Source organism: Methylobacterium radiodurans (assembly GCF_003173735.1).
GTDB lineage: Bacteria > Pseudomonadota > Alphaproteobacteria > Rhizobiales > Beijerinckiaceae > Methylobacterium > Methylobacterium radiodurans.
In genome coordinates this window covers 2,471,587-2,490,622 of record NZ_CP029551.1, presented here as the reverse complement: position 1 = coordinate 2,490,622, position 19,036 = coordinate 2,471,587, and the positions used below count along the sequence as shown (strand labels likewise).

General features: G+C 70.9%; 20 protein-coding genes. 6 read left to right on the top strand and 14 right to left on the bottom strand.

Features of this window, described 5'->3' with window-relative positions; translation table 11 throughout:
- Nucleotides 1-37: 37 nt before the first annotated feature.
- On the bottom strand, nucleotides 38-1,264 hold the full coding sequence (locus tag DK427_RS11495; protein ID WP_204165333.1) for a multidrug effflux MFS transporter: 1,227 nt from the start codon (nucleotides 1,262-1,264) through the stop codon (nucleotides 38-40).
- 236 nt (nucleotides 1,265-1,500) lie between these two features.
- On the opposite strand from DK427_RS11495, the gene DK427_RS11490 reads away from it, so the two are divergent.
- Nucleotides 1,501-1,674 carry a YqaE/Pmp3 family membrane protein gene (locus DK427_RS11490; protein WP_109951371.1) on the top strand — a complete coding sequence of 58 codons (174 nt, stop codon included), beginning with the start codon at nucleotides 1,501-1,503 and terminating at the stop codon, nucleotides 1,672-1,674.
- A 63-nt stretch (nucleotides 1,675-1,737) separates the two neighbouring features.
- On the opposite strand, the gene DK427_RS11485 is transcribed toward DK427_RS11490, so the two are convergent.
- From DK427_RS11485 to DK427_RS11465, 5 genes are all read right to left on the bottom strand, one after another.
- Entirely contained in the window at nucleotides 1,738-3,198 is a 1,461-nt protein-coding gene (locus DK427_RS11485) for a L,D-transpeptidase family protein (RefSeq protein WP_109951370.1), read from the bottom strand.
- 135 nt (nucleotides 3,199-3,333) lie between these two features.
- Nucleotides 3,334-4,071 carry a DUF1796 family putative cysteine peptidase gene (locus DK427_RS11480; RefSeq protein WP_109951369.1) on the bottom strand — a complete coding sequence of 246 codons (738 nt, stop codon included), beginning with the start codon at nucleotides 4,069-4,071 and terminating at the stop codon, nucleotides 3,334-3,336.
- Complete coding sequence (locus DK427_RS11475) at nucleotides 4,068-5,030, bottom strand: acetyl-CoA carboxylase carboxyltransferase subunit alpha (protein WP_109951368.1); 963 nt, start codon at nucleotides 5,028-5,030, stop codon at nucleotides 4,068-4,070. Before DK427_RS11475 ends, DK427_RS11480 begins: the two co-directional genes overlap by 4 nt.
- Nucleotides 5,031-5,392: 362 nt before the next feature.
- Nucleotides 5,393-6,766 (bottom strand): PleD family two-component system response regulator, encoded by a 1,374-nt coding sequence (locus DK427_RS11470; protein ID WP_109951367.1) that lies wholly within the window; start codon nucleotides 6,764-6,766, stop codon nucleotides 5,393-5,395.
- A gap of 54 nt (nucleotides 6,767-6,820) precedes the next feature.
- Nucleotides 6,821-7,195, bottom strand: coding sequence for a response regulator (locus DK427_RS11465; RefSeq protein WP_109951366.1), 375 nt, complete (start codon nucleotides 7,193-7,195; stop codon nucleotides 6,821-6,823).
- 76 nt (nucleotides 7,196-7,271) lie between these two features.
- Here DK427_RS11465 and DK427_RS11460 point away from each other — a divergent pair, with 76 nt between their 5' ends.
- Entirely contained in the window at nucleotides 7,272-7,571 is a 300-nt protein-coding gene (locus DK427_RS11460; protein WP_245930893.1) for a DUF3572 family protein, read from the top strand.
- 21 nt (nucleotides 7,572-7,592) lie between these two features.
- On the opposite strand, the gene DK427_RS11455 is transcribed toward DK427_RS11460, so the two are convergent.
- The 6 genes from DK427_RS11455 to DK427_RS11430 all read right to left on the bottom strand — a co-directional run bounded on the left by DK427_RS11455 (nucleotide 7,593) and on the right by DK427_RS11430 (nucleotide 12,359).
- Nucleotides 7,593-8,483, bottom strand: a complete 891-nt coding sequence (locus DK427_RS11455) for a cell envelope integrity EipB family protein (RefSeq protein WP_109951365.1) — start codon at nucleotides 8,481-8,483, stop codon at nucleotides 7,593-7,595.
- Nucleotides 8,484-8,577: 94 nt separating this feature from the next.
- Nucleotides 8,578-9,072: a DUF3016 domain-containing protein gene (locus DK427_RS11450; RefSeq protein WP_109951364.1), complete on the bottom strand. Its 495-nt coding sequence runs from the start codon at nucleotides 9,070-9,072 to the stop codon at nucleotides 8,578-8,580.
- A complete protein-coding gene (locus DK427_RS11445; protein WP_066921812.1) occupies nucleotides 9,069-9,284 on the bottom strand; it encodes a hypothetical protein in 216 nt (71 codons plus the stop codon). The genes DK427_RS11450 and DK427_RS11445 overlap by 4 nt, the downstream gene beginning before the upstream one ends.
- A gap of 98 nt (nucleotides 9,285-9,382) precedes the next feature.
- Nucleotides 9,383-9,904 (bottom strand): ComEA family DNA-binding protein, encoded by a 522-nt coding sequence (locus DK427_RS11440; protein WP_109951363.1) that lies wholly within the window; start codon nucleotides 9,902-9,904, stop codon nucleotides 9,383-9,385.
- A 152-nt stretch (nucleotides 9,905-10,056) separates the two neighbouring features.
- The gene (locus tag DK427_RS11435; protein ID WP_162559773.1) at nucleotides 10,057-11,517 is read right to left on the bottom strand and encodes a right-handed parallel beta-helix repeat-containing protein; all 1,461 of its coding nucleotides are present in this window, start codon (nucleotides 11,515-11,517) and stop codon (nucleotides 10,057-10,059) included.
- Nucleotides 11,514-12,359: a LuxR C-terminal-related transcriptional regulator gene (locus DK427_RS11430; protein ID WP_109951361.1), complete on the bottom strand. Its 846-nt coding sequence runs from the start codon at nucleotides 12,357-12,359 to the stop codon at nucleotides 11,514-11,516. Before DK427_RS11430 ends, DK427_RS11435 begins: the two co-directional genes overlap by 4 nt.
- Nucleotides 12,360-12,833: 474 nt before the next feature.
- Here DK427_RS11430 and DK427_RS11425 point away from each other — a divergent pair, with 474 nt between their 5' ends.
- From DK427_RS11425 to DK427_RS11410, 4 genes are all read left to right on the top strand, one after another.
- The gene (locus DK427_RS11425; protein ID WP_109951360.1) at nucleotides 12,834-13,859 is read left to right on the top strand and encodes a hypothetical protein; all 1,026 of its coding nucleotides are present in this window, start codon (nucleotides 12,834-12,836) and stop codon (nucleotides 13,857-13,859) included.
- Nucleotides 13,860-13,922: 63 nt separating this feature from the next.
- Nucleotides 13,923-15,026 (top strand): acyltransferase family protein, encoded by a 1,104-nt coding sequence (locus DK427_RS11420; protein ID WP_109951359.1) that lies wholly within the window; start codon nucleotides 13,923-13,925, stop codon nucleotides 15,024-15,026.
- Nucleotides 15,027-15,100: 74 nt separating this feature from the next.
- Nucleotides 15,101-16,603 carry a UbiA family prenyltransferase gene (locus tag DK427_RS11415; protein WP_109951358.1) on the top strand — a complete coding sequence of 501 codons (1,503 nt, stop codon included), beginning with the start codon at nucleotides 15,101-15,103 and terminating at the stop codon, nucleotides 16,601-16,603.
- A gap of 11 nt (nucleotides 16,604-16,614) precedes the next feature.
- Entirely contained in the window at nucleotides 16,615-17,043 is a 429-nt protein-coding gene (locus DK427_RS11410; RefSeq protein ID WP_109951357.1) for a GtrA family protein, read from the top strand.
- Nucleotides 17,044-17,049: 6 nt separating this feature from the next.
- Here DK427_RS11410 and DK427_RS11405 read toward each other — a convergent pair whose 3' ends face one another.
- Nucleotides 17,050-17,850: a GNAT family N-acetyltransferase gene (locus tag DK427_RS11405; RefSeq protein WP_109951356.1), complete on the bottom strand. Its 801-nt coding sequence runs from the start codon at nucleotides 17,848-17,850 to the stop codon at nucleotides 17,050-17,052.
- Nucleotides 17,851-17,947: 97 nt separating this feature from the next.
- Nucleotides 17,948-19,036, bottom strand: coding sequence for a CobW family GTP-binding protein (locus DK427_RS11400; RefSeq protein ID WP_109951355.1), 1,089 nt, complete (start codon nucleotides 19,034-19,036; stop codon nucleotides 17,948-17,950).

Here is a 19,036-nt window from a genome sequence, read left to right as displayed (position 1 = left end):
GCGGGTGCGTGTAGGCCGGGTTAAGGACGCAAGGCCATCAACCGGAGACGCCGCCGCGGAACAGTCGTCCGTGCTCGGTCCAGGCCACGACGAGGAGCGCGAGGCCGCCGAGCGTCGCGTAGCCGATGCCGATCGGCAGCACCGTGCCGTCGAAGGCCTGCCCGATCAGGAAGCCGCAGAAGGCGCCGAGAATCGTGGTGTAGAAGCCCAGGAAGGACGAGGCGGTGCCGGCGATGGCGCCCAGCGGCTCCAGCGCCAGCGCGTTGAAGTTCGGCATCGCGAAGCTGATCAGGAACTGGTTCATCGCCAGCACTCCGAGGAACAGGGCGAGCGGCGGATGGCCGTGATAGGCGAGGCCGACTCCGACCTGCGCCAGCCCCACCATCACGAAGGCCGAGAGGCCCGCATGCGAGAGCGGACGCATGCCGAGGAGCCGTACCACGCGGGCGTTGACCAGCGTCGCCGCGCCCATCGCTCCCGCCACCGCCCCGAAGGCCAGCGGGAACAGGGCGCCCAGATGGTAGAGCCCGGTATCGAAGATCTGCTGGGACGAGCCGACATAGCCCATGATGCAACCCGTGAGCAGGCCGAGCGCCGTGGCGTAGCCGACCGCGACCCGGCAGCGCAGCGTCGTCAGCACGGCCTGGACCGTGGCGCCGAAGGAGAGCGGCCGGCGGTATTCCGGGTGCAGCGTCTCGGGCATGCGCCAGGTGAACCAGAGGGTGCAGATCGCGGCCAGCACCAGCATCGAGACGAAGACCCAGACCCAGGAGCCGAGCGCCAGCATCATGCCGCCGACGGCCGGCGCGATCATCGGCACGATCAGGAACACCATCATGATCAGCGACATTACGCTCGCCATCTCGCGGCCGGCGAAGCGGTCGCGCACGATCGCGGTCGAGAGTACGCGCCCGCTCGCCGCGCCGACGCCCTGGATGATGCGGGCGGCAAGCAGCCAGCCGAAGGAGGGCGCGATCATCGCCAGTGCCGTGCCGGCCGCGTAGATCGCGAGCCCGGCGAGCAGGACCGGCCGGCGCCCGAGCGCGTCCGAGACCGGTCCGTAGACGATCTGCGCCAGCCCGAAGCCGATCATGTAGACGTAGACGAGAAGCTGGAGATGGTTCGGGTCGGCGACCGCGAAGCGCGCCTGGATCGCCGGGAAGGCCGGCAGCAGGTTGTCGATCGAGATCGCGGTGACCGCCATCATCAGGGCGACGATGGCGACGAACTCGGCGAAGCCGGGGCCGACCCACGCGAGAGGCATCGGCGCGGTGGCGCGGGCGCCCTCGGGCGGGTTCGGCCGGATCGGTGCGGTCACGGATGCCTCGGATCGGAGCGGCGGGAGAGCCCCCTCCCGGGCTCCCCGTCCCCCGACAACGCGGCGGCGGTGTGACGGTGCGCATGTCCGCAGCACAGCCGTGACCAGCCGACGGGTAAAGGGCCGGAACGGAAACGGTTCAGCTTCGTTGGGCGCCCGAACCCAATCCTCTGGAGAGACCGATGTCCAGCCTCGTCCGCATCCTTCTCGCGATCTTCCTGCCGCCCGTCGCCGTGCTGCTGACCACCGGCTTTGGCCTGCAGTTCCTGCTCAACATCGTGCTGTGGATCCTGGGCTGGCTGCCGGGCACCGTCCACGCGCTCTGGCTGATGAACCGCGAGCGCCCGCTACTCTGAGCGGGCGGACCGTCCACGAACTCCCCCTCCCCCGCAGCGGTACGAAGGGGAGCCGGCAGCGCCTCAGCGCGCCGCCTCGGCCTTCGCGGCCGGCTTCTTCACCTCGGCGACCTTCGCGGCCGGGGCCTTCTTGGCCTCGGCCAGCGCGCCGGTCGCGACCGGAGGCTTGGCCAGATGCGCCTGGATCCGGGCGCGGGCGGCATGGACCTGCTTGGCAGGCTCTGCGGTCGCTGCGTCAGTCGCGGGCGTTGCCGGCGCCGCAGCGGTGGCTTCCTCCTTGCGGGCCAGTCCGCCGAACACCTTCTGGAAGGCCGAGACGTCGCCCTCCGCGTCCGCGACCGTGACGCGGGCGGGCTTGGCCTCGGCCGGCTCCGCCTGCTTGGCCATCATCATGGGCGCCGGGGCCGGCTTGGCACCGCCGGTGAGCGCGGCCGCGGCGGCCTTCGTGGGGATCGGCGCGGCGGCGAGCTGCGTGCGGCCCTTCGGTCCCGTCGCGGGGCCGGCCTTCGGCTCGATCGCGACTTCCTCGGGCGCGGCCGCGAGCGTCTCGGGGCGGCTCACCTCACCGAGGTGGTGACGGCCGAACTCCTTGGCGTTGTAGGGAAGCTCCTCCTCCTTCGTGCCGAGGCTCGCGAAGGCGGTGACGTTCTGCGGCCGGAAGACCGGGTTCTGACCCCCATCTTGGTAGACGACACGGGTGGCCGGCGTGCCCTTGGCGACGAGCTCGGCGATCTGCTGGTCGTCGCGGGCGCGCTTCTCGGCGACCTGCGGTTCGACCCGCGGGCTGCAGGAGCCGGCCGCCGCGTCGGCGCCCCCGAACACGTACTTGGCTCCGCACAGGCCGACCTTGGGCTCCTGTTTCAGGGCCTCGAAATAATCATAGCCTTCCTTCAGGTTGTTCCAGAACGGCGCGTTCGCGTCGTTGCGGAACTTGGCCATGTTCTGGGCCGTCATCCGGAACGGGTAGGACTGGAACTGGAAGGCGCGCTGGCCGCCCGCGAAGGCCTCGCGGGCGATGGCGTAGATCTCGGCCATCGAGGCGTCGGTCATCGCGAAGCAGCCGGCCGACGAGCAGGTGCCGTGCACCATGATGTAGTTGCCGGTGCGGCCGTTCGCCCGGTCGAAGGCGTTCGGGTAGCCGGTGTCGAACGACAGATAGTAGGCCGAGTTCGGGTTCATCTGGCCCGGGGTGATCGTGTAGAACCCCTCGGGCGCCTGCCGGTCGCCCTGCTTGGTCTTGGGTCCAAGCTGGCCCGACCAGCGGCAGATCGGGAAGGTCTTCAGCAGCGCGTACTGGCCGGTGCCGTCGCGCTTCCAGACCTCCAGCTCCGACTCCTTCTTGTAGGCGCGGATCAGGATCGGGTCCGTCTGGCTCATCCCCTTGGTCTGCATCAGCGACAGGGTCTGAGCCGGGACGGGAGTCAGGTGGCGGGTCGAGGCGCCGTTCACGAGCCCGTCCTGGCAGGCGCCGAGGCCGAGCGTGACGGCGATGAGACCAGCAGCCGCGAGCGGGCGCACAGCCATGGGGAACCTCGTATCGATACTCCACCCGCGGGCACGTTCGGCCGGCGTCGGGCGTCACTCCCCAAACCCGTAGATCGGTTAAACTTGACCCTCCGTTACCGCAATGACGCGGAGGACACAGTTCACGGCGAAGACTCAGCCGAGATGTGCGGGATTGCACGCGGCCTCGGCGCGAATCAGATCGAGGAGGCGCGCGTCGTCGGCCGGGTCGGCGAGGCGCAGGCCCACCGGCGCGGAGGGGGTCTCCAGCGTGATGTGCAGGAGGTCCGGCCGCGGCTCGGCCCGCTCCGCAACGCGCGGGGCCGGCGCGCCCGGCAGTAGTTGGATTACCGTTAAATGGCTGCGGGCGGCATCCCCCGCCAGCACGTCGCAGAGGCTGCTCACGTCCGCTGGCGCGACGTGCAGGTGGCTGAGCAGCCAGTAGCGGTTGCGCGCGCCGGCCAGGGCGCGCGCGGCGCGCAGGCGCCGCACCCCGGCCTGCAGGAAGGCGAAATCCGCGTCGTCCGCGGCCGGGTCGTGGTGGTTGAAGATGCAGTCGAGACCGTAGTGCTCGCGGTAGAGCCGGTGCCGGCCGCGGGTGATGTCCGGCCCCTCGCGCTCCGGCAGCGGGATCGTCTCCAACTGCGCCCGGTCGGCAAGCGTTCGGCAGTCATCGGCGAGGCAGTCGCGCACCATCGGTGGCAGGGTGAAGACCCAGTCGAACGGGCCGGACCATGTGCGCAGGCCCAGTGTTTTCAGGGCATGCGCCATCTGACAGTTGCTGCCCAGCGAGACGTGGTTGAAATCGCCTGGCTCGCGCCCGTCCGGGCGGCGCAGCCTGAGTCTGCGCCGCAATATCCCGAGAAGGCCGCCGCCCTCCCCGCCTCGTCTCACAGCCGCCGGCCGATCTCGAGGAACTTCCGCGCGCGCAGGTCCCGGATCTCGTCAGGTTTCAGACCCTCGAAGCTGCGCAGCGCCTCGTCGAGGGCGGCGCCCGCCGCCGCCACGGCGCCGTCGCGGTCGCGGTGCGCGCCGCCGGTCGCCTCCGGCACGATGCCGTCGATGACGCCGAGCCGGAGCAGGTCCTGCGCGGTGATCTTCATGGCGGTGGCAGCGTCGTGCGCCCGGCCCTGGTCGCGCCAGAGGATCGAGGCTGCGCCCTCCGGCGAGATGACCCCGTAGATCGCGTGCTCCAGCATCAGGACGCGGTTGGCTGTCGCGAGCGCGATGGCGCCGCCCGAGCCGCCCTCGCCGATGACGAGCGCGACGTTGGGCACGCCGAGCGCGAGGCAAGCCTCGGTCGAGCGGGCGATGGCCTCGGCCTGGCCACGCTCCTCCGCGTCGATCCCCGGAAAGGCGCCGGCCGTGTCGACGAAGGCCAGCACCGGCAGGCCGAAGCGGTCGGCGAGCTCCATCAGACGCACGGCCTTGCGGTAGCCCTCAGGGCGGGCCATCCCGAAATTGTGGCGCAGGCGCGCCTCGGTGGTCGCGCCCTTCTCCTGGCCGATCACGCAGACCGGCCGGCCGCGGAAGCGCCCGAAGCCGCCGACCACGGCCTCGTCCTCGCCGAAGCTGCGGTCGCCGGCCATCGGCGTGAACTCGTCGATCAGCCCGGCGCAGTAATCGAGGAAGTGTGGGCGCTGCGGGTGGCGGGCCACCTGCGTCTTCTGCCAGGGCGTGAGGTTGGCGTAGATCTCGGCCAGCGCCTGGGCGGCCTTGGCCTCAAGCCGGCCGACCTCCTCGCTGATCGAGACGGCGCCGTCGCGGGCACCGACCGCCTTCAGCTCTTCGAGCTTGGCTTCCAGTTCCGCCACGGGCTTCTCGAAATCGAGATAGGAGCGCGTCACCGCCATCGGTTCACAAATGTCCTGCGCGTCGATCGAGAGCCCACGGGCGCGAACAGCGCCGCCGGGCGGGGCGTGGTGTTGGCGATGCGGGAAGGCCTGTCAACAGCGGGGCCGGCCGGACAGACATGACGGCCGGCGCTCCGACTGGCTTAGATCGAGGGCCGGAAGGCCGAATCGGCGCGTGCCGCCGAGGCCAGGATGACGGCGGTCCAGCAGACAGCAGACGCCGAAATCCGGCTTGCCACACGCAGCACCTGCGAGGGCTGCGGCGCGGGCAGCCCCGCGCCGCTTCGGCGGCCCCGCGGGACGAAGCGTCGGAGCCCCTGCCCGGCCTGGCCGATCCCGCCCAGGCGCCGCTGGACCGACGCTCAGGCGGCCTCGGCCTCGACGCGGTTCCGGCCGCTCTTCTTGGCGCGGTAGAGCGCGAGGTCGGCGCGCTTCATCATGTCTCCCGCCACCGCGTCGTCGCCCTGCCGGGCCGCCACGCCGATCGAGACCGTGACGGGGACGGTGCGGGTGGCGCGCTGGACCGCGAAGGGCAGAGCCTCGATTCGGGCGCGAATGCGCTCGGCAATCGTCTGCGCCTCGGCGAGGCCGACATCGGGCAGGATGATCACCACCTCCTCGCCGCCGTAGCGGGCGACGATGTCGACGGTGCGGGTATGCAGCCGGATGCGCTCGGCGAAGGTCCGCAGAACCTCGTCGCCCGCCTCGTGCCCGTAGGTGTCGTTGATGGACTTGAAGCGGTCGATGTCGAGGATCAGCGCCGCGACCGGGCGCTGGCGCAGACTCGCCTCGGCGAAGAGGGCGCCGAGATGGCTGTCGAGGTAGCGCCGGTTGTGCAGCCCGGTCAGGCCGTCGGTGACAGCTAGCTGCATCGAGGCCTGGACCGCGCCGCGCAGCACCTCGGAGAAGCGCTTGCGCCGGACCTGAGTCCGCACCCGCGCCGCCAGCTCGTTCCGGTCGACTGGCCGCAGCAGGTAGTCGTGCACGCCGAAATCGAGGCCGCGCACGATTCGCTCGCGCTCGTGCGCCTCGCCCAGCATCACGAGCGGCACCGTCCGCGTGCGCTCCAGCGAGCGGAGCTGGCTGCACAGGCGCAGGCCGTCCGTGCCCTGAAGGTCGAGGCTGACCAGAATGCAGTCGAAGGCGCCTTCGGCGGCTCGCACCAGCGCGCGCTGCGGGTCGGGCTCGACGCTCACCCGGTGGTGCTGGCCGAGCGCCGCCGCCATCCGGTCGGCCGAGCCCTCGCGGTCCTCCACCAGCAGGATCTCGGCATCGAGGCCCGTCTCGGCGGCTGCGCGGGCCAGCGGGTCGCCGAGGCCGGCCTCGCGGGAGGCGAGCGCGCGGCTGAGCAGCTCATCCGTCACCATCTTCAGGCGCACGAGGCTGCGCACCCGCGCGAACAGCGCGACGTCGTCCACGGGCTTGGTCAGGAAGTCGTCGGCCCCGGCCTCCAGACCTCTGAGCCGGTCGGCGGGCTGATCGAGGGCCGTGACCATGATCACCGGAAGATGGGCGGTGACGGGGTTGCTCTTCAGGTGACGACAGACCTCGAACCCGTCCATCCCGGGCATCATCACGTCGAGCAGAACGACGTCGCAGAGACCCTGCTCGCAGATGGCGATCGCGTCGAGCCCGTTCATGGCGGCGATGGTGGTGAAATACTCGAGCGCGAGCTTCGTTTCGAGAAGCTTCACGTTTGGAAACAGATCATCGACGATCAGGACGCGCGCCGACATCTTTCCTCGCGGGCAATCGGAGACGACGCCCGCGCGGATGCACCGGCTCAGGCGTCAGGATTTGGATTCAAGATAAGTCCGAACCGTTGCCAAAAACTTCGCGACCGAGATCGGCTTGGACAGATACGCCTCGCACCCGCCCTCGCGGATTCGCTCCTCATCGCCCTTCATGGCAAACGCCGTGATGGCGATCACGGGAATGTGCTTGAGGTCGTCATCCTCCTTCAGCCATTTGGTGACCTCGAGGCCGGAGACCTCCGGGAGCTGGATGTCCATGAGGATGAGGTCGGGATGGTGGGCACGCGCGAGCTCGATCGCCTCGATGCCGTGCGCGGTCTTGAGGGTGGCGTAGCCCTGCGCCTCGAGGAGGTCGTTAAAGAGCTTCATATTGAGCTCGTTGTCCTCGACGATCAGCACCGTTTTCTTCATGAGCGTACATCCCGGTGCGCGCGACGCTTGGTGGTTAACGGTCCGTCACCCTGTCGGAGTCCATTCTAGGGTTTACATGTTGATGAAACGCAAATCCCTTCAAGAGGATGAAGCTTCGGATTCGCTGGCTCTGGATGTTCTTCTGTGGATGGTCCAAGATCCGGATCGGCTTCTCCCCTTTCTCAACGCGACCGGACTGTCGCCCGAGGCGCTGCGCGGCGCGGCGGACGATCCGGCCGTGCGCGACGCCGTCCTCGACCACATCATGGCGGACGAGCCGGTGCTGCTGGCCTGCGCCCGCGCGCTCGAGATTTCGCCCGAGCGGATCGCCGCGGCCTGGGCGCGCCGCAGGCCGCCCGAGTTCGAGGCGCCCTGACCACCGGACCAGCGCTCTGGATCAGGGACGGCAGGGTTTGTCCGGCCCCTTGTCCAGTTCCAGGCGCGAGAGGTCCCCCAGGATCGCGAAGTCGCCGTAATCGAGCTTCAGCGCGCCGCTGACCCCGTTGTCGTAGAGATCGAAGCTCAGGGTGTAGATCGGCGTGCGCTCGCCGCGTCCCTGCGTGAAGTAGCTCAGCGTCACGGGCCAGCGCTGCACCGAGGCCAGCGCGCCCTCGCGCAGAGGTCGGTCGCGCTCGGACCCCGTGGCCTGGGTCGGCCCGGTGCTCGGCCGGCCGATGACGGCGAGGGTGTCGTAGACCTTGCGGCCGTCGTCGGATCCGTCGAAGACCTTGGCGGCGAGCGTGGTCTCGCCAGCCCGCGCCGCCTCGATCAGGCGGCGCATGTGCAGGCTCGGGAACAGGACCGGTCCGGCCTCGCCGAACTGGTCGCGCTTGGGCTCCTTCAGGCGAACCTTGAACGTCTCGCCCTCCAAGGTGGCGCTGCCGTCGACCGTCGGGCTCGGGTTGCCGTTGGTCGTACTCGCGGTCCGGAAGCGGAATTCGTGCCCGTTGCCGCCCTCGAAGGTCGTGTTGCGCAGGTCCGAGGTCCGGCTTCCCGTCTCCGAGGATTCGAGCACTGTCACCTGCCGGGTCTGCATGGTGTAGCCTTGGCAGGCATCGCCCTTGAAATCGACGGCGATCCGCCCGCGGGCGCTGTCGACGGAACGGGTCCCCCCGCTGGAAGCGAGCGACAAGTCATAGACGGCCCGGTGGTTGGCCAGCACCACGGGAGACGCGGATTTTGCGAGGGCCTCGGCCGCCGGTGTAGGTCCGCCAGGGGCGGCCTTGAGTGCGCCGGCCTGGGCGAGCCCACCGACGAGAAGGAGTGCGAGAGCGGGACGCAGCCGCATGGAGGATCCTCCGGTCACCATGCGGGGCAGATAGGGGGCGTGGCCAAGCCGGGCAATGCGCCGGCAATGCGCTGCCCCGGATGGCGAGCCCGGCTCAGCCCGGCCCGGGGAAGCGCCGGGCGAACCAGTCCCGCACGAGGGCGCGCTCGTAGGCGAGGCCGCCGCTCGCCAGACGCGCGCTGCCGGTGAGCAGGAAATTGATGTCGGTCAGAGTCTCCTCGCTGCGCGCCGCCACCCGGCCGCCCCGGCGCAGCTCGTAGGCGAGGCGGATGCGCGGGGGCGCGGCATCGGTGACAACCCGCACGCCCTGTGGTGCGCCGATGCCCGGCCGCTCGAAGCCCGCGAGATCGATGTCGAGGACCGTGATCGCGAGACCGTCGCCGGGGGCGAGGCGTCGGCGGCCCGCCTCCTCGAAGATCCGAGTCATCTCGGCGAGCGTCGCCCGCAGGGACTGGCCCGAGCCGTAGCGGTTCTCCGCGTCGGTGAAGCGCTCGGGCGCGACGTAGCGCACCGTGACCTCTTGGGCCGCGGCCGGCACCGCGGCGAGGGCGACGGCCAGGAAGCCTGCGCCCGCGCCGGTCCGACTCATTGCTGGGAGCGTGTGATGACCGCCAGCAAAGCCCTCGCGACCGGCTCCGTCACGGTGCGGCGATACTTGCGGTGAACGAGCTGCCCGTTGTGGTAGACGTCTTGCTCGACGTAGAGGCGCTCGCCGTCCCAGCGGACGATGTTGTCGCTCTCCGTCGTCTCCTCGACGCCGAGATCGGATCTCAGGATCGTGCTCCCGGTGTGCGTCAGCATCCGCAATAACCCTGACTCTGTGGCCCCGCAGGCCGAAGGAGGGGAAGCATAGGCGGCGGCGGCGGCGCGCGCCAGACGCGACGCGCGACCACGCCGCCCTACTGTACGGTGACCTGGTCCTTGATCCGCTCGTAGGTGGCCCGGCTCAGCACGCGCTTGGCCAGGAGTTGATCGACGGAGCCGTAGGGCCGCTTCTGGATGATCGCGCGCCCGATATTGCCGCCGCCCCGCAGCCCGTTGAGCTGGGTCAGGGTGGCGGTGTTGAGATCGACGAGCGCCACCGCGCGTGGATCCGCGCTTTCCTGAGCGGCGGCGGCCGGATCCGGAGCGGGCGGCGATGCGGGAATGGTGGCCTGGGCGGAGGGCGCCGCCTCCCGGATGGCCGGGGCCGCCTGCACCGGCGGCACGGAGGGGCGCACCGAGAAGTCCGCCTCTGGCGGGAGCGCGCGAGCTGGCGGCTCAGGCTCGGGCGAGGGCTCCTTCCGGGGTGCCGCGACCGTCGGCACCTCGGCGACGGGCTGGGGCGCGGAGCGGATCCACAGGAACTGGGCGAGTGCCGCGAGCACACCCGCCACCACGAGCAACACGGACACGCGCACGATGGCCGAACCGCTGAGCATGGCGCCTCCCCCTCGCTGCCGCGTTTTCTCTCATTCTCCGGGAAGGAGAGGCAAGTTTCCGGAGGGGGGCGGGCGAGCATCCCGGGTACGAATCCACTGCAAACGCCGTCACAGGAGGCATGGCGGGCTGTCGCGGCAGTCCGGGTAAGATCTCAAGGGGCGGCCTTCAGGATTCCGGTCTGTTCCTGGCCCGCGGCACGGAACTGCGCAAAGTCGATGATATCGTGGCCCCAGATGAAGCGCGGCGGCGTCGCGGCAGGAAAGGTGTAGAGGTTCCGGTCGAAGCCGTTCCGGCCGGTTTGGATCACCCGGAAGTTGGGCGAATCGGGCTCGGCATCGGAGACGCCGCCCGCGCTGCCGGCGCCCTGGAACACGAAACGGTTGTCGTGGACCCGGTTCCCGGCAGTCCGGTACAGGCCGCCCTGAGCCCGTGCCCGGGCCTGATCGACCAGCACGACCGCGTGGCCGCCGGGACGGACCGTGATGTCGTTGTCGCTGACCTCGACGTCCTCGGATGCAGCCACCTGGATGTCCGCGTCCCAGAACCAGGTCGCGGCCGGGTCGCCGTTGAGGCGCAGCGTGTTGCGGCGGATCACGGCGGCGTAGGAGATCTCGTAGAAGATGCCGGGCCCGAGATTGCCCTCGGCATGGTTGCCTTCGAAGAGAACGTCCCGGCAGTCGATGTCGCACCAGAGCCCGGGGCCGCCGTTGCGCTCGACGCGGTTGCCCCGCAGGACGACCGCGCGGCTCGCGGTGATCTTGACCCCGCCCGCCTCCCAGGCCGGATCGAAGCCGGCTGTGTTGTTGGCGAAGATCCGGTTGTTCTCGAACAGGATGTCGGTGCCGCCAGCGGTCGCGCCGAGCTGGCCGTTGTGGTGGATCGCGCAGTCCCGCACTGCGCCACCCGATATGACGCCGACGCCCGCACCCGAATTGTACCTCAGCTCGCTCCTCTCCACTCGCCAGCCAGGCCCCTGCCCCTCGATCGCACCCTCCTGGGCGGGCGAATCGTACTTCTCGACAAGGAGGCCACGGATCCGCACGTTCGGCGCCCGCCCGCGGAAGGCGAAGCGGGCGCTCGCCGCCTCGATGACGTGCCCGGCCGGGTCGTCGGCGAGGATCACGCGGCCCTGTGCCGCCTCGACGAGGTAGCGGCCGGGCCCGAGGTCGGTCCGCGCCGCGACTCGTCGCAGGGGCGTGCCATCGCGGAACAGGGCCAGCGGCTGCAGGCAGAGGGTGCCGGAGCGGCACTGGCCGGGACCCCCGCCCCGCGGCCACAGGCCGTCCGCCTGCCAGTACGGACCCGCCCGCGTGAAGCCGCCGAGCACCCGGGCGCCGTCGAGGACGGCGCCCGGCTCGCCCAGGAAGGTCTGGTCGGCCAGGGGCGTCACCTCCTGCAACCGGTAGAGGCCGGCGGCGAGGCAGACCGTGCCGCGGGGCCCGGCCCGCAGGGCGGCCCGCTGGATCGAGTCGCCGGGTGTGATCCGCACGGCCCCGGCCGGGCAGTCCGAGGGCTCCGAACCGGCCGCGCCGTCACTCGCCGCCGGGGCCGGCACCGGCGCGCAGACCCCGGCGAGCGCCGCGAGGATGCCCGCGAGCCGACGGCGGCTCACCGGAGATAGGCGGGCTCGGCGCGCCAAGTCGTGCGCGGCGCCGGCAGGTCGTCCTCCTCCAGCCCATCGCCGGGCGCTGCCGAGGCCGGATCCGGGCGCGCCGCACCGCCCGCCAGCTCGGTGCCGACGAGGTGCTTCATGCCCCAGATCGCCGCCTGGGTCCGATTCTTCACCTGGATCTTGCGCAGGATCGCCTTGACGTGGCCCTTCACCCGACCCTCCGCGATCGAGAGGCGGTCGGCGATCACGCGGTTCGACTCGCCCTTCACCAGGCAGGCGATGATCTTGATCTCGCGGGCGCTGGGGCGGAAGCCCTCGCCGCCCTCCGGACGATCCGGCCCCTCGCAGGACGCGGCGTCCGCGGAGGGCGGCACCTCCGTGGCACGCTCGCGCGGCGCCGGTATGGCGAGATGCGGCACGACCCTCTGCCCGAGAAGCGCGAGTTCGAGGGTCTCGACCAGGGTCTCGGCCGCGACCGTGCGCAGCAGGATCGCGGCGACGCCCGCCTCGAGCATCGGCAGCACCTGCGCCTCCCCGCAGGCCGCACAGAGGCAGACGATCGCCGCCTCCGGATAGAGCATCCGGGCCTCCGCGACCCGCTCCAGTTCCTCCTGCCGCGCCGGATCCATCGCGAGCAGGATGACCAGTGCGTCGGCGTGGAGCGCGACCGGCTCGATGGCGTCCAGATGATCGGCCAGGGCCACGACGTCGAACGGAGATCCGACGAAGATGTGCCGCAATCCCTCGCGGAATAGCGCCGTGTCTCCGACGATCGCGACTGCGGCAGCGCCCTCGATCAGGACAGCCTTCTCGATCCGCTCATTCGAGACGAGACAGTTCATATCGCAACCCTCTCAGTGCGGGGTTTCCCCATGCGAAGGAGCGTATGCTCTAATACGTTCCGACGATGACTATGTATGTGAGCGGACGAGAAGAGAAACAACAAAAGATAAAGACCTCTCCCTTTGGTGACTGACAAATTTGCCAGTAAGGCGAGGATCCGACCCTGATGAGGACCGCCAGTGCTCACAAAGGTCCCATTGATGCCTGAAGGATTCTCTGGATGCGTTGAGTCTGTGCAGGTCTGACCGACCTTTCTGCGCGATCGGGGTAGACAAAGACGGATTCTCGCCGCCCCGCTCGGCACATCGGAGGTGGTCTACGCCGTTCGGAGTAGTCCCGCAGCGAACCCGCCGAAATTCGCTTGCACTGTAGGATCCCTCAGATCGAATGCAGTCCAGGCGGGTTCCGGCATGCTCGACGAACGCTCCCGCGCAAGTCATTCCAGCGCACATCATCTTGGTCCGACCCTCGGAGTGTCCGCACGCACGGCACCGGCCGATTCGCGCGACTGGGTGACGGAGTTCCGGCGCGAACAGGCTCACCTGATCCGGGCAGCGCCCCGCCGCGGCCCGCCCCGCCTTCTCTCCTACGGTGCTGGCGCGGCACTCGCGGCGGCACTGACCATTGGGCTCGCCACGCTGCTGCCCGTCCATTTCCGCGGTTCGCCGGTCTCGCCGGATTCCGCGGTGCCCGCCCCCGTCGCGACCGGTCCGGCGGTGGCCGAGCTGGCCGATGCCCGCGAGGAGGCGTTGCGCTTCGATCTCGCCCGCACGCAACAGGAACTCGCCCGCTCACGGCAGCAGGCGGAGGCGGCGCGCCTTGCCCATCTGGACGAGGTCGAGTCGCTCCGCTCGGCGGTGGCGCGATCCGAGGCCGACGGCGCCCGCGCGAAGGAGGCGCAGACCGCCGCCGAGGCCAGAGGCGGAGGCCTCGCCCGCGATCTCGAAGCCGCTCAGGCCGACCTCTCGGCGGCGCGGCGGGACGCGGAGGGGGCGCGGGCCGAGGCTGCGGCGGAGCGAGACCGGTTCGAGCAGCTCGATCGACACCGCTTCGAGGCGGATGCGCGGGCGCTGGCTCAGCGCGCCGATAGCGAGGCCGCGCTCGCGCGGGCGGTCCGTGAGCGGGACGAGGCTCGAACCCGCCTCGCCGAGGTCGCGCAGGCCGCCACTATCCGGGGGCAGGCCGCGGCATCGCGGCCCAACCCGCAGCCCGTCGACTGGACCGCGTTCGACCTGAGGCTCTCCACGGACGAGGCGAGCCTGCCGGCTGCGCAGCCTCCTCCGCGGGCTGGACCCGATCGCCAGGGGACCGGACCTGAACGGAAGACGAGCCGCCGGCCACGCGAGGCCACCGGCGACCGCGCCGGGCCGGCTCCGCGAGTCGGAAGCGGTGGCCGGCCGAGGGTGGGTGCGGAGCGCGCCCCGGCCGCTTCACAGGGGAGCCGTCCGGCCCCGGATTCGCACCTGCGAGGGCCGGTCGCGGCCGATCCCGACGCCTGAGCCACCCGAACCCCTTGCTCCGGCACCGCACCCGCGCCGGACGAAACCCGCCAGGAGAGATCCGTGACAAATCCGGGCCGGCGCGCCGACCTCGAATGGCTGAAGGCGCTGGCCGCGCTCGAAGTGGTGATCTGCCATTCCGACCTCGCGGTGAAGCACTTCTCCGGGTCGCTCCTCGCGCAGTCCTGGTATCTGCCGGTGAGCGGGATCGGGGTGGAGGTGTTCTTCGTCGTCTCCGGCTACCTCATCTGCCTGCGGGCGCCGGCCTACCCGACCGCGCCGGCCTTCCTACGCTCCCGAATCCTGCGTCTCATGCCGCTCTACGCGCTGTTCACGGGCCTCGCGGTCGCTGCGCGTCTCGTCAACCCGGCCTGGGTCTGGAACGGCTGGGACTTCTCGGCCGGCACGATCGTCAGCTCTTTCCTGATGCTGCCGCAGTCGCACTACCCCATCGTGGGCGTCGGCTGGTCGCTGGAGCACGAGGTCATCTTCTACGCTCTCGTCGCCCTGCTGATCCTGGCGACGCGGCTCGCCGGGACGGCGCCGGTCCGGTTCGGCGTCGCGCTGTTCGGGCTGGGCTGGTGCGGGGCGCTCCTCGGCATTTCCCCGAGCGATCCCGCCTGGTACCTGCACCCGCTCAGCGTGCTGATGACGGGATTTGCCGCCGGCTGGCTCTACCGCTGCCACGAGGCGGCGGGACGGGGCGGCATACCCTGGCTCCTCGTCGCCTGCCTGGGCGCGACCGCCGCGCTGAGCCTCGTCGCCGACGCGGCGAATGCCGAGCGCCTTCTGCGGCTCACGGGCGCCTCCGTTCTGGTCGTCCTCGTCATCGCGTTCCGGGGGGCGCTTCTGCGAATACCGATCGCGGACCGTGTGCTGTTCCCGCTGGGGCTTGCGACCTACAGCATCTACCTCTCGCACTGGTTCACCATGTCGGCGCTGGGGAAGGTCGCCGGTCGCCTCGGGCTGCCCGAATCGGCGCAGGTGCCGGTGCGCCTCGCCGTCATCGCGCTCAGCATCGCGACGGGCTTCGCGGTCTACCATCTGCTCGAACGTCCCCTCGACCGCTGGCTGCGGGCCGGCGTGCCGATACGGGAAGCCTTCCGCCCGCCCTTCCGGGGCCGTCAGGAGAGCGGAATCGCTCATCCCATCGGCGTCCTCAAGTAATCCTGAAGGTCGCGCCAGTGGATCGGCTCCCTCTGGCAAGGTCAGGTCGCACTCGCTTGAAGCGGAGACCAGGGATGGCCGAGATCATCGCCGGCGGCGCGGCGACCGCCGGGGCCGGGACGGAGGTCGGGGAGACCAGCTTGCGCCCCCTGGTGATCGATCTGGATGGGACGCTCCTGCGCACCAACATCCTGGTCGAGTGCGCGCTGGCCTACCTGCGGCGGGAGCCGCTGGCGCTCCTGCACATCTTGGTCTGGCTGTTCCAGGGCCGGGCGCGGCTGAAGCAGGAACTGGCCTGCCGCGCCCTCGTCGATCCGAAGCTCCTGCCCTTCAACGACGAACTGCACGCCTACATCGCCGCGGAGCGGGCACGCGGCCGCAAGGTCTACGTGGCGACCGCGGCGGACGCGCGCATCGCCCGCGCGGTTGCCGCCTGCCACGGCCCCTTCGAGGACGTTCTGGCAAGCGACGGCGTGATCAATCTTAAGGGCCGGCACAAGGCCGAGGCGCTGGCGCGCCTGTTCCCGCAAGGCTTCGCCTACGCGGGCGACAGCCGGGCCGACATCCCGGTCTGGTCGCGGGCCGACGAGATCATCGCGGTCGGCCGCCCGCGCTTCACGGCCCATGCCGCCGGCAGCCTCGGCGCCGGCCTCGGCAAGCCCTCGCTCGTCTTTCCGACGCCCGCGATGCTGCCGGCCCTCCTCGCCTGCGCTCGGCCGCACCAGTGGGCCAAGAACCTGCTGGTCGTCGCCCCGGCGATCCTCGGCGGCGTGGCGCTCGATGCCGGGCGGATGCTCGACGTTGCGCTCGCGCTCGCGGCGCTCTGCATCGTCGCCTCGGCGACCTACATCCTGAACGACCTCTGGGACGTCGCCGACGACCGCCGGCACTGGTCGAAATGCCGCCGGCCGATCGCGAGCGGGCGCTTGCCGATGGCGGCGGCCGCGGGCGCGGTGCCAGCTGGGCTCGCCGCGGGCTTCGCGCTCGGGGCCCTGGTGGGACCGAGCACCGTGGCGGCGCTGATGGCCTACACGACGCTCACGATCGCCTACTCCCTGGCGCTCAAGCGCGTGCCGATCCTCGACGTGGTGGTGCTGGCGGGCCTCTTCACGATTCGACTCGTGCTGGGCGCCCAGGCGGCGGCGGTGGCGCCCTCGCCCTGGCTCCTCGTCTTCTCGATGTTCCTGTTCGGCTCGCTCTGCTTCGCCAAGCGCTACGTCGAGGTGGAGCGCTGGAAGGAGCGCGGCACCGGCACAACAACGAGCCGCGGCTACGAGACGAGCGATGCGCCGATTCTGCTGGTCCTCGGGGCGGGCACAGGCGTCGCGAGCATCGTCACCCTCGTCCTCTACGTGATCTTCGACGCCTTTCGGCACGACCTCTATACGAGCGCTGGCTGGCTCTGGGCCTTCCCTCTCATCCTGTTCCTGTGGCTGGCGCGGATCTGGCTCGTGGCGGGACGCGGTCGGCTCGACGACGATCCGGTCGCCTTCGCGCTGAACGACGGGCCGAGTCTGATGCTCGGCGGGGCGCTGGTCGGCGCCTTCGTGCTCGCTTGGTCGGGGGTGCTGGCGTGATCGACTTTCATATGACCCGCCTCCGCGACCTGCCGCAGCCGGCGCGGTTCCTGCTGGCCGGCGGGCTCGCCGCCCTGGTCAATTGGCTGGCGCGCTTTCCCCTGTCCTGGCTCGTGCCCTACGGCCTCGCCGTGGTCGGGGCCGCCTGCATCGGGATGGCCTTCGGGTTCGTCGCGTATCGGGCCTACGTCTTCCGGGATGCCGGCCCAGGCGGGTTGCGGCAGGTGCCGGATTTCCTGCTCGTCAACGCCGTCACGACCGTCCTCGTGACGCTGGTGGCGCTCTCTGGCCGCGATCTGCTCACGCTCGTCGGCACGCCCTGCGGCCGGGCCGAGGCGATCGCCCACGCCTCCGGAATCGCGGCTGGCGCCGTGGGCAACTATTTCGGCCACGCCGCCATCACCTTCCGCACCCGACGGCCCGTCGCCGCCGAGGGTTAGTGCCTCTCAGGCCAGGCTCGCATCGAGGCCCGCGTGGCGCCACGCGATGGCGCCGGAGCCCTGGCCCAGATGGATCGTGCCGGCAACCAGGTTGCCGGCCCGGCTCGCGAGCGCGACGGCGAGTTCCTGACGGCGGGCGAAGAGCCGGGTTACCACGCGCACCATCGCGGCTTCCTGCGGCTCGGCGATGATCGGCTGCCGGGCGGTGCGCGCGTCGAGGGCCAGGAAGGCCTCGACCGCATCGCGGACGCGCTCCGGATCGCGGATCATCTCGACGGTCGCGGACGGCGGGACGTAGCCTTCCGGCCGGATGCCGACCACGCTCTCGGCAGGGATGACTCGCCGCCGTCCGGAAAGAGTGTTCGCGCGCGGCGTCGGATCGTAGGCGACCGGCCTGGGAAGCGCCCTGAGATGGGCCGCTACGGCGGCGTGGATCGCCGTCCCGCGGCCCGGATCGACCAGCGAGCGCGCGGCGAGCCCGGGGGGCCACCAGGGACGGGCGCGCGAGGCGCGGAACAGCGGCTCGGCGATGGCCAGCGGCACCACGCCCCGCAGTTCCGGCACCGCGCCCAACTCCCAGGCCAGCGCGAAGGCGATCTGCTCGCCGCCCGCAAGATGGCGGGCGGCCGTCAGCAGGTAATCCGGGTCGGTCCGCGGATCGAGCACCGCGTTGCGGGCGATGAGCGCCCGCCACGCCGCGACCATCTCGGCATCGACGCCCTGCACCCCCTTGAGATCGATGCGCCAGGCGGCCCCGTCCGTGGTCTGGGGGCCGTAGCCGCCCTGGATCAGCGTGAAGCGCCGCATCGTCCCCTCCGACCGATTTCCGACAGATCTGTCCCGCTTCGGGACCGGCGCGGCCCGCGACCGCTCACTCCGTGGAAACCGTTCAAGGATGGTGCCGTCAGCCCCCCGGGATGGCGAGCGGATTATCGGTGAGCGCGGCGGCGTCGGGCGTGTCGGGCCGCGGACGGCCGAGGAACGCATCCCAGAGCCGCGTGACGAAACCGGGATCGAGGTCGCGCACGATGAGGACGAGGCGCGAGGTCCGATCCGCGTCGGGCCAGGCCGGCAGGGTGACGGGGGCATGCACCACGTGCTGGACCCCGTGCACGACGACCGGCCGCTCCGGGGCATCGGCGAGCGCTACCAGACCTTTGAGGCGCAGCAGGTTCGGGCCGTGGCCGGAGCGCAACAGGTCGAGGAACATCTCGAAGGCGGCGCGCGGCACCGGCACGTCGCTCGTCAGGGAGAAGGCGCGAATCGACGCGTCGTGCCGGTTGGGGTCATGCGCGTGGGCGTGCTCGTACGTCGCGACCGCGCCGAGCCAGTCGCGCACGTCCGCGGCCTTTCCGTCGAGGCCGAACAAGCCGCCGAGCAGGGTCGCGGCCGGCACGTCCGGCAGGACGATCGGGGCGGCCGGGTTGAGGGCGACGAGACGCGCCCGCAACGGCGCGGTATCGCCGGCCATATCCTGCTTGGCCAGCACGATCCGGTCGGCCACCGCGACCTGCCGCAGCGCCTCCGGATGCGCGTCGAGGGTCGCCGCACCGTTGACCGCGTCGACCACCGTGACGACCGCCTGCATCCGGTACCGCAGGACGAGGTAGGGATGGTAGATCAGCGCGTGCAGGATCGGCGCCGGGTCGGCGAGGCCGGTGGTCTCGATCACGACGCGGCGGAAGGGCGCGATGCGGCCGTTGTCGCGCTTGCGCAGCAGATCTTCCAGCGTCGCGATCAAGTCGCCCCGCACCGTGCAGCAGAGGCAGCCGGCGCCGAGCAGCACCATGTCCTCGTCCACCCGCTCGATCAGCAGGTGGTCGAGGCCGATCTCGCCGAACTCGTTGACGATCACCACCGTGTCGGCGAGCGCCGGGTCGGCGAGCAGGCGGTTGAGCAGCGTTGTCTTGCCGGCCCCGAGGAAACCAGTGAGCACGGTGAGCGGGATCGGCTCAGGACGGCCGGGAGGTTGGGTCTCGGGAGAGGTGGACAT

Coding starts and splice junctions, on each gene's coding strand:
- DK427_RS11495 (WP_204165333.1), bottom strand. CDS start 1,264: ATGCCTCTCGCGTGGGTCGGCCCCGGCTTCGCCGAGTTCGTCGCCATC.
- DK427_RS11490 (WP_109951371.1), top strand. CDS start 1,501: ATGTCCAGCCTCGTCCGCATCCTTCTCGCGATCTTCCTGCCGCCCGTC.
- DK427_RS11485 (WP_109951370.1), bottom strand. CDS start 3,198: ATGGCTGTGCGCCCGCTCGCGGCTGCTGGTCTCATCGCCGTCACGCTC.
- DK427_RS11475 (WP_109951368.1), bottom strand. CDS start 5,030: ATGGCGGTGACGCGCTCCTATCTCGATTTCGAGAAGCCCGTGGCGGAA.
- DK427_RS11470 (WP_109951367.1), bottom strand. CDS start 6,766: ATGTCGGCGCGCGTCCTGATCGTCGATGATCTGTTTCCAAACGTGAAG.
- DK427_RS11465 (WP_109951366.1), bottom strand. CDS start 7,195: ATGAAGAAAACGGTGCTGATCGTCGAGGACAACGAGCTCAATATGAAG.
- DK427_RS11460 (WP_245930893.1), top strand. CDS start 7,272: ATGTTGATGAAACGCAAATCCCTTCAAGAGGATGAAGCTTCGGATTCG.
- DK427_RS11455 (WP_109951365.1), bottom strand. CDS start 8,483: ATGCGGCTGCGTCCCGCTCTCGCACTCCTTCTCGTCGGTGGGCTCGCC.
- DK427_RS11450 (WP_109951364.1), bottom strand. CDS start 9,072: ATGAGTCGGACCGGCGCGGGCGCAGGCTTCCTGGCCGTCGCCCTCGCC.
- DK427_RS11445 (WP_066921812.1), bottom strand. CDS start 9,284: ATGCTGACGCACACCGGGAGCACGATCCTGAGATCCGATCTCGGCGTC.
- DK427_RS11440 (WP_109951363.1), bottom strand. CDS start 9,904: ATGCTCAGCGGTTCGGCCATCGTGCGCGTGTCCGTGTTGCTCGTGGTG.
- DK427_RS11430 (WP_109951361.1), bottom strand. CDS start 12,359: ATGAACTGTCTCGTCTCGAATGAGCGGATCGAGAAGGCTGTCCTGATC.
- DK427_RS11415 (WP_109951358.1), top strand. CDS start 15,101: ATGGCCGAGATCATCGCCGGCGGCGCGGCGACCGCCGGGGCCGGGACG.
- DK427_RS11410 (WP_109951357.1), top strand. CDS start 16,615: ATGACCCGCCTCCGCGACCTGCCGCAGCCGGCGCGGTTCCTGCTGGCC.
- DK427_RS11405 (WP_109951356.1), bottom strand. CDS start 17,850: ATGCGGCGCTTCACGCTGATCCAGGGCGGCTACGGCCCCCAGACCACG.
- DK427_RS11400 (WP_109951355.1), bottom strand. CDS start 19,036: ATGTCCACCTCTCCCGAGACCCAACCTCCCGGCCGTCCTGAGCCGATC.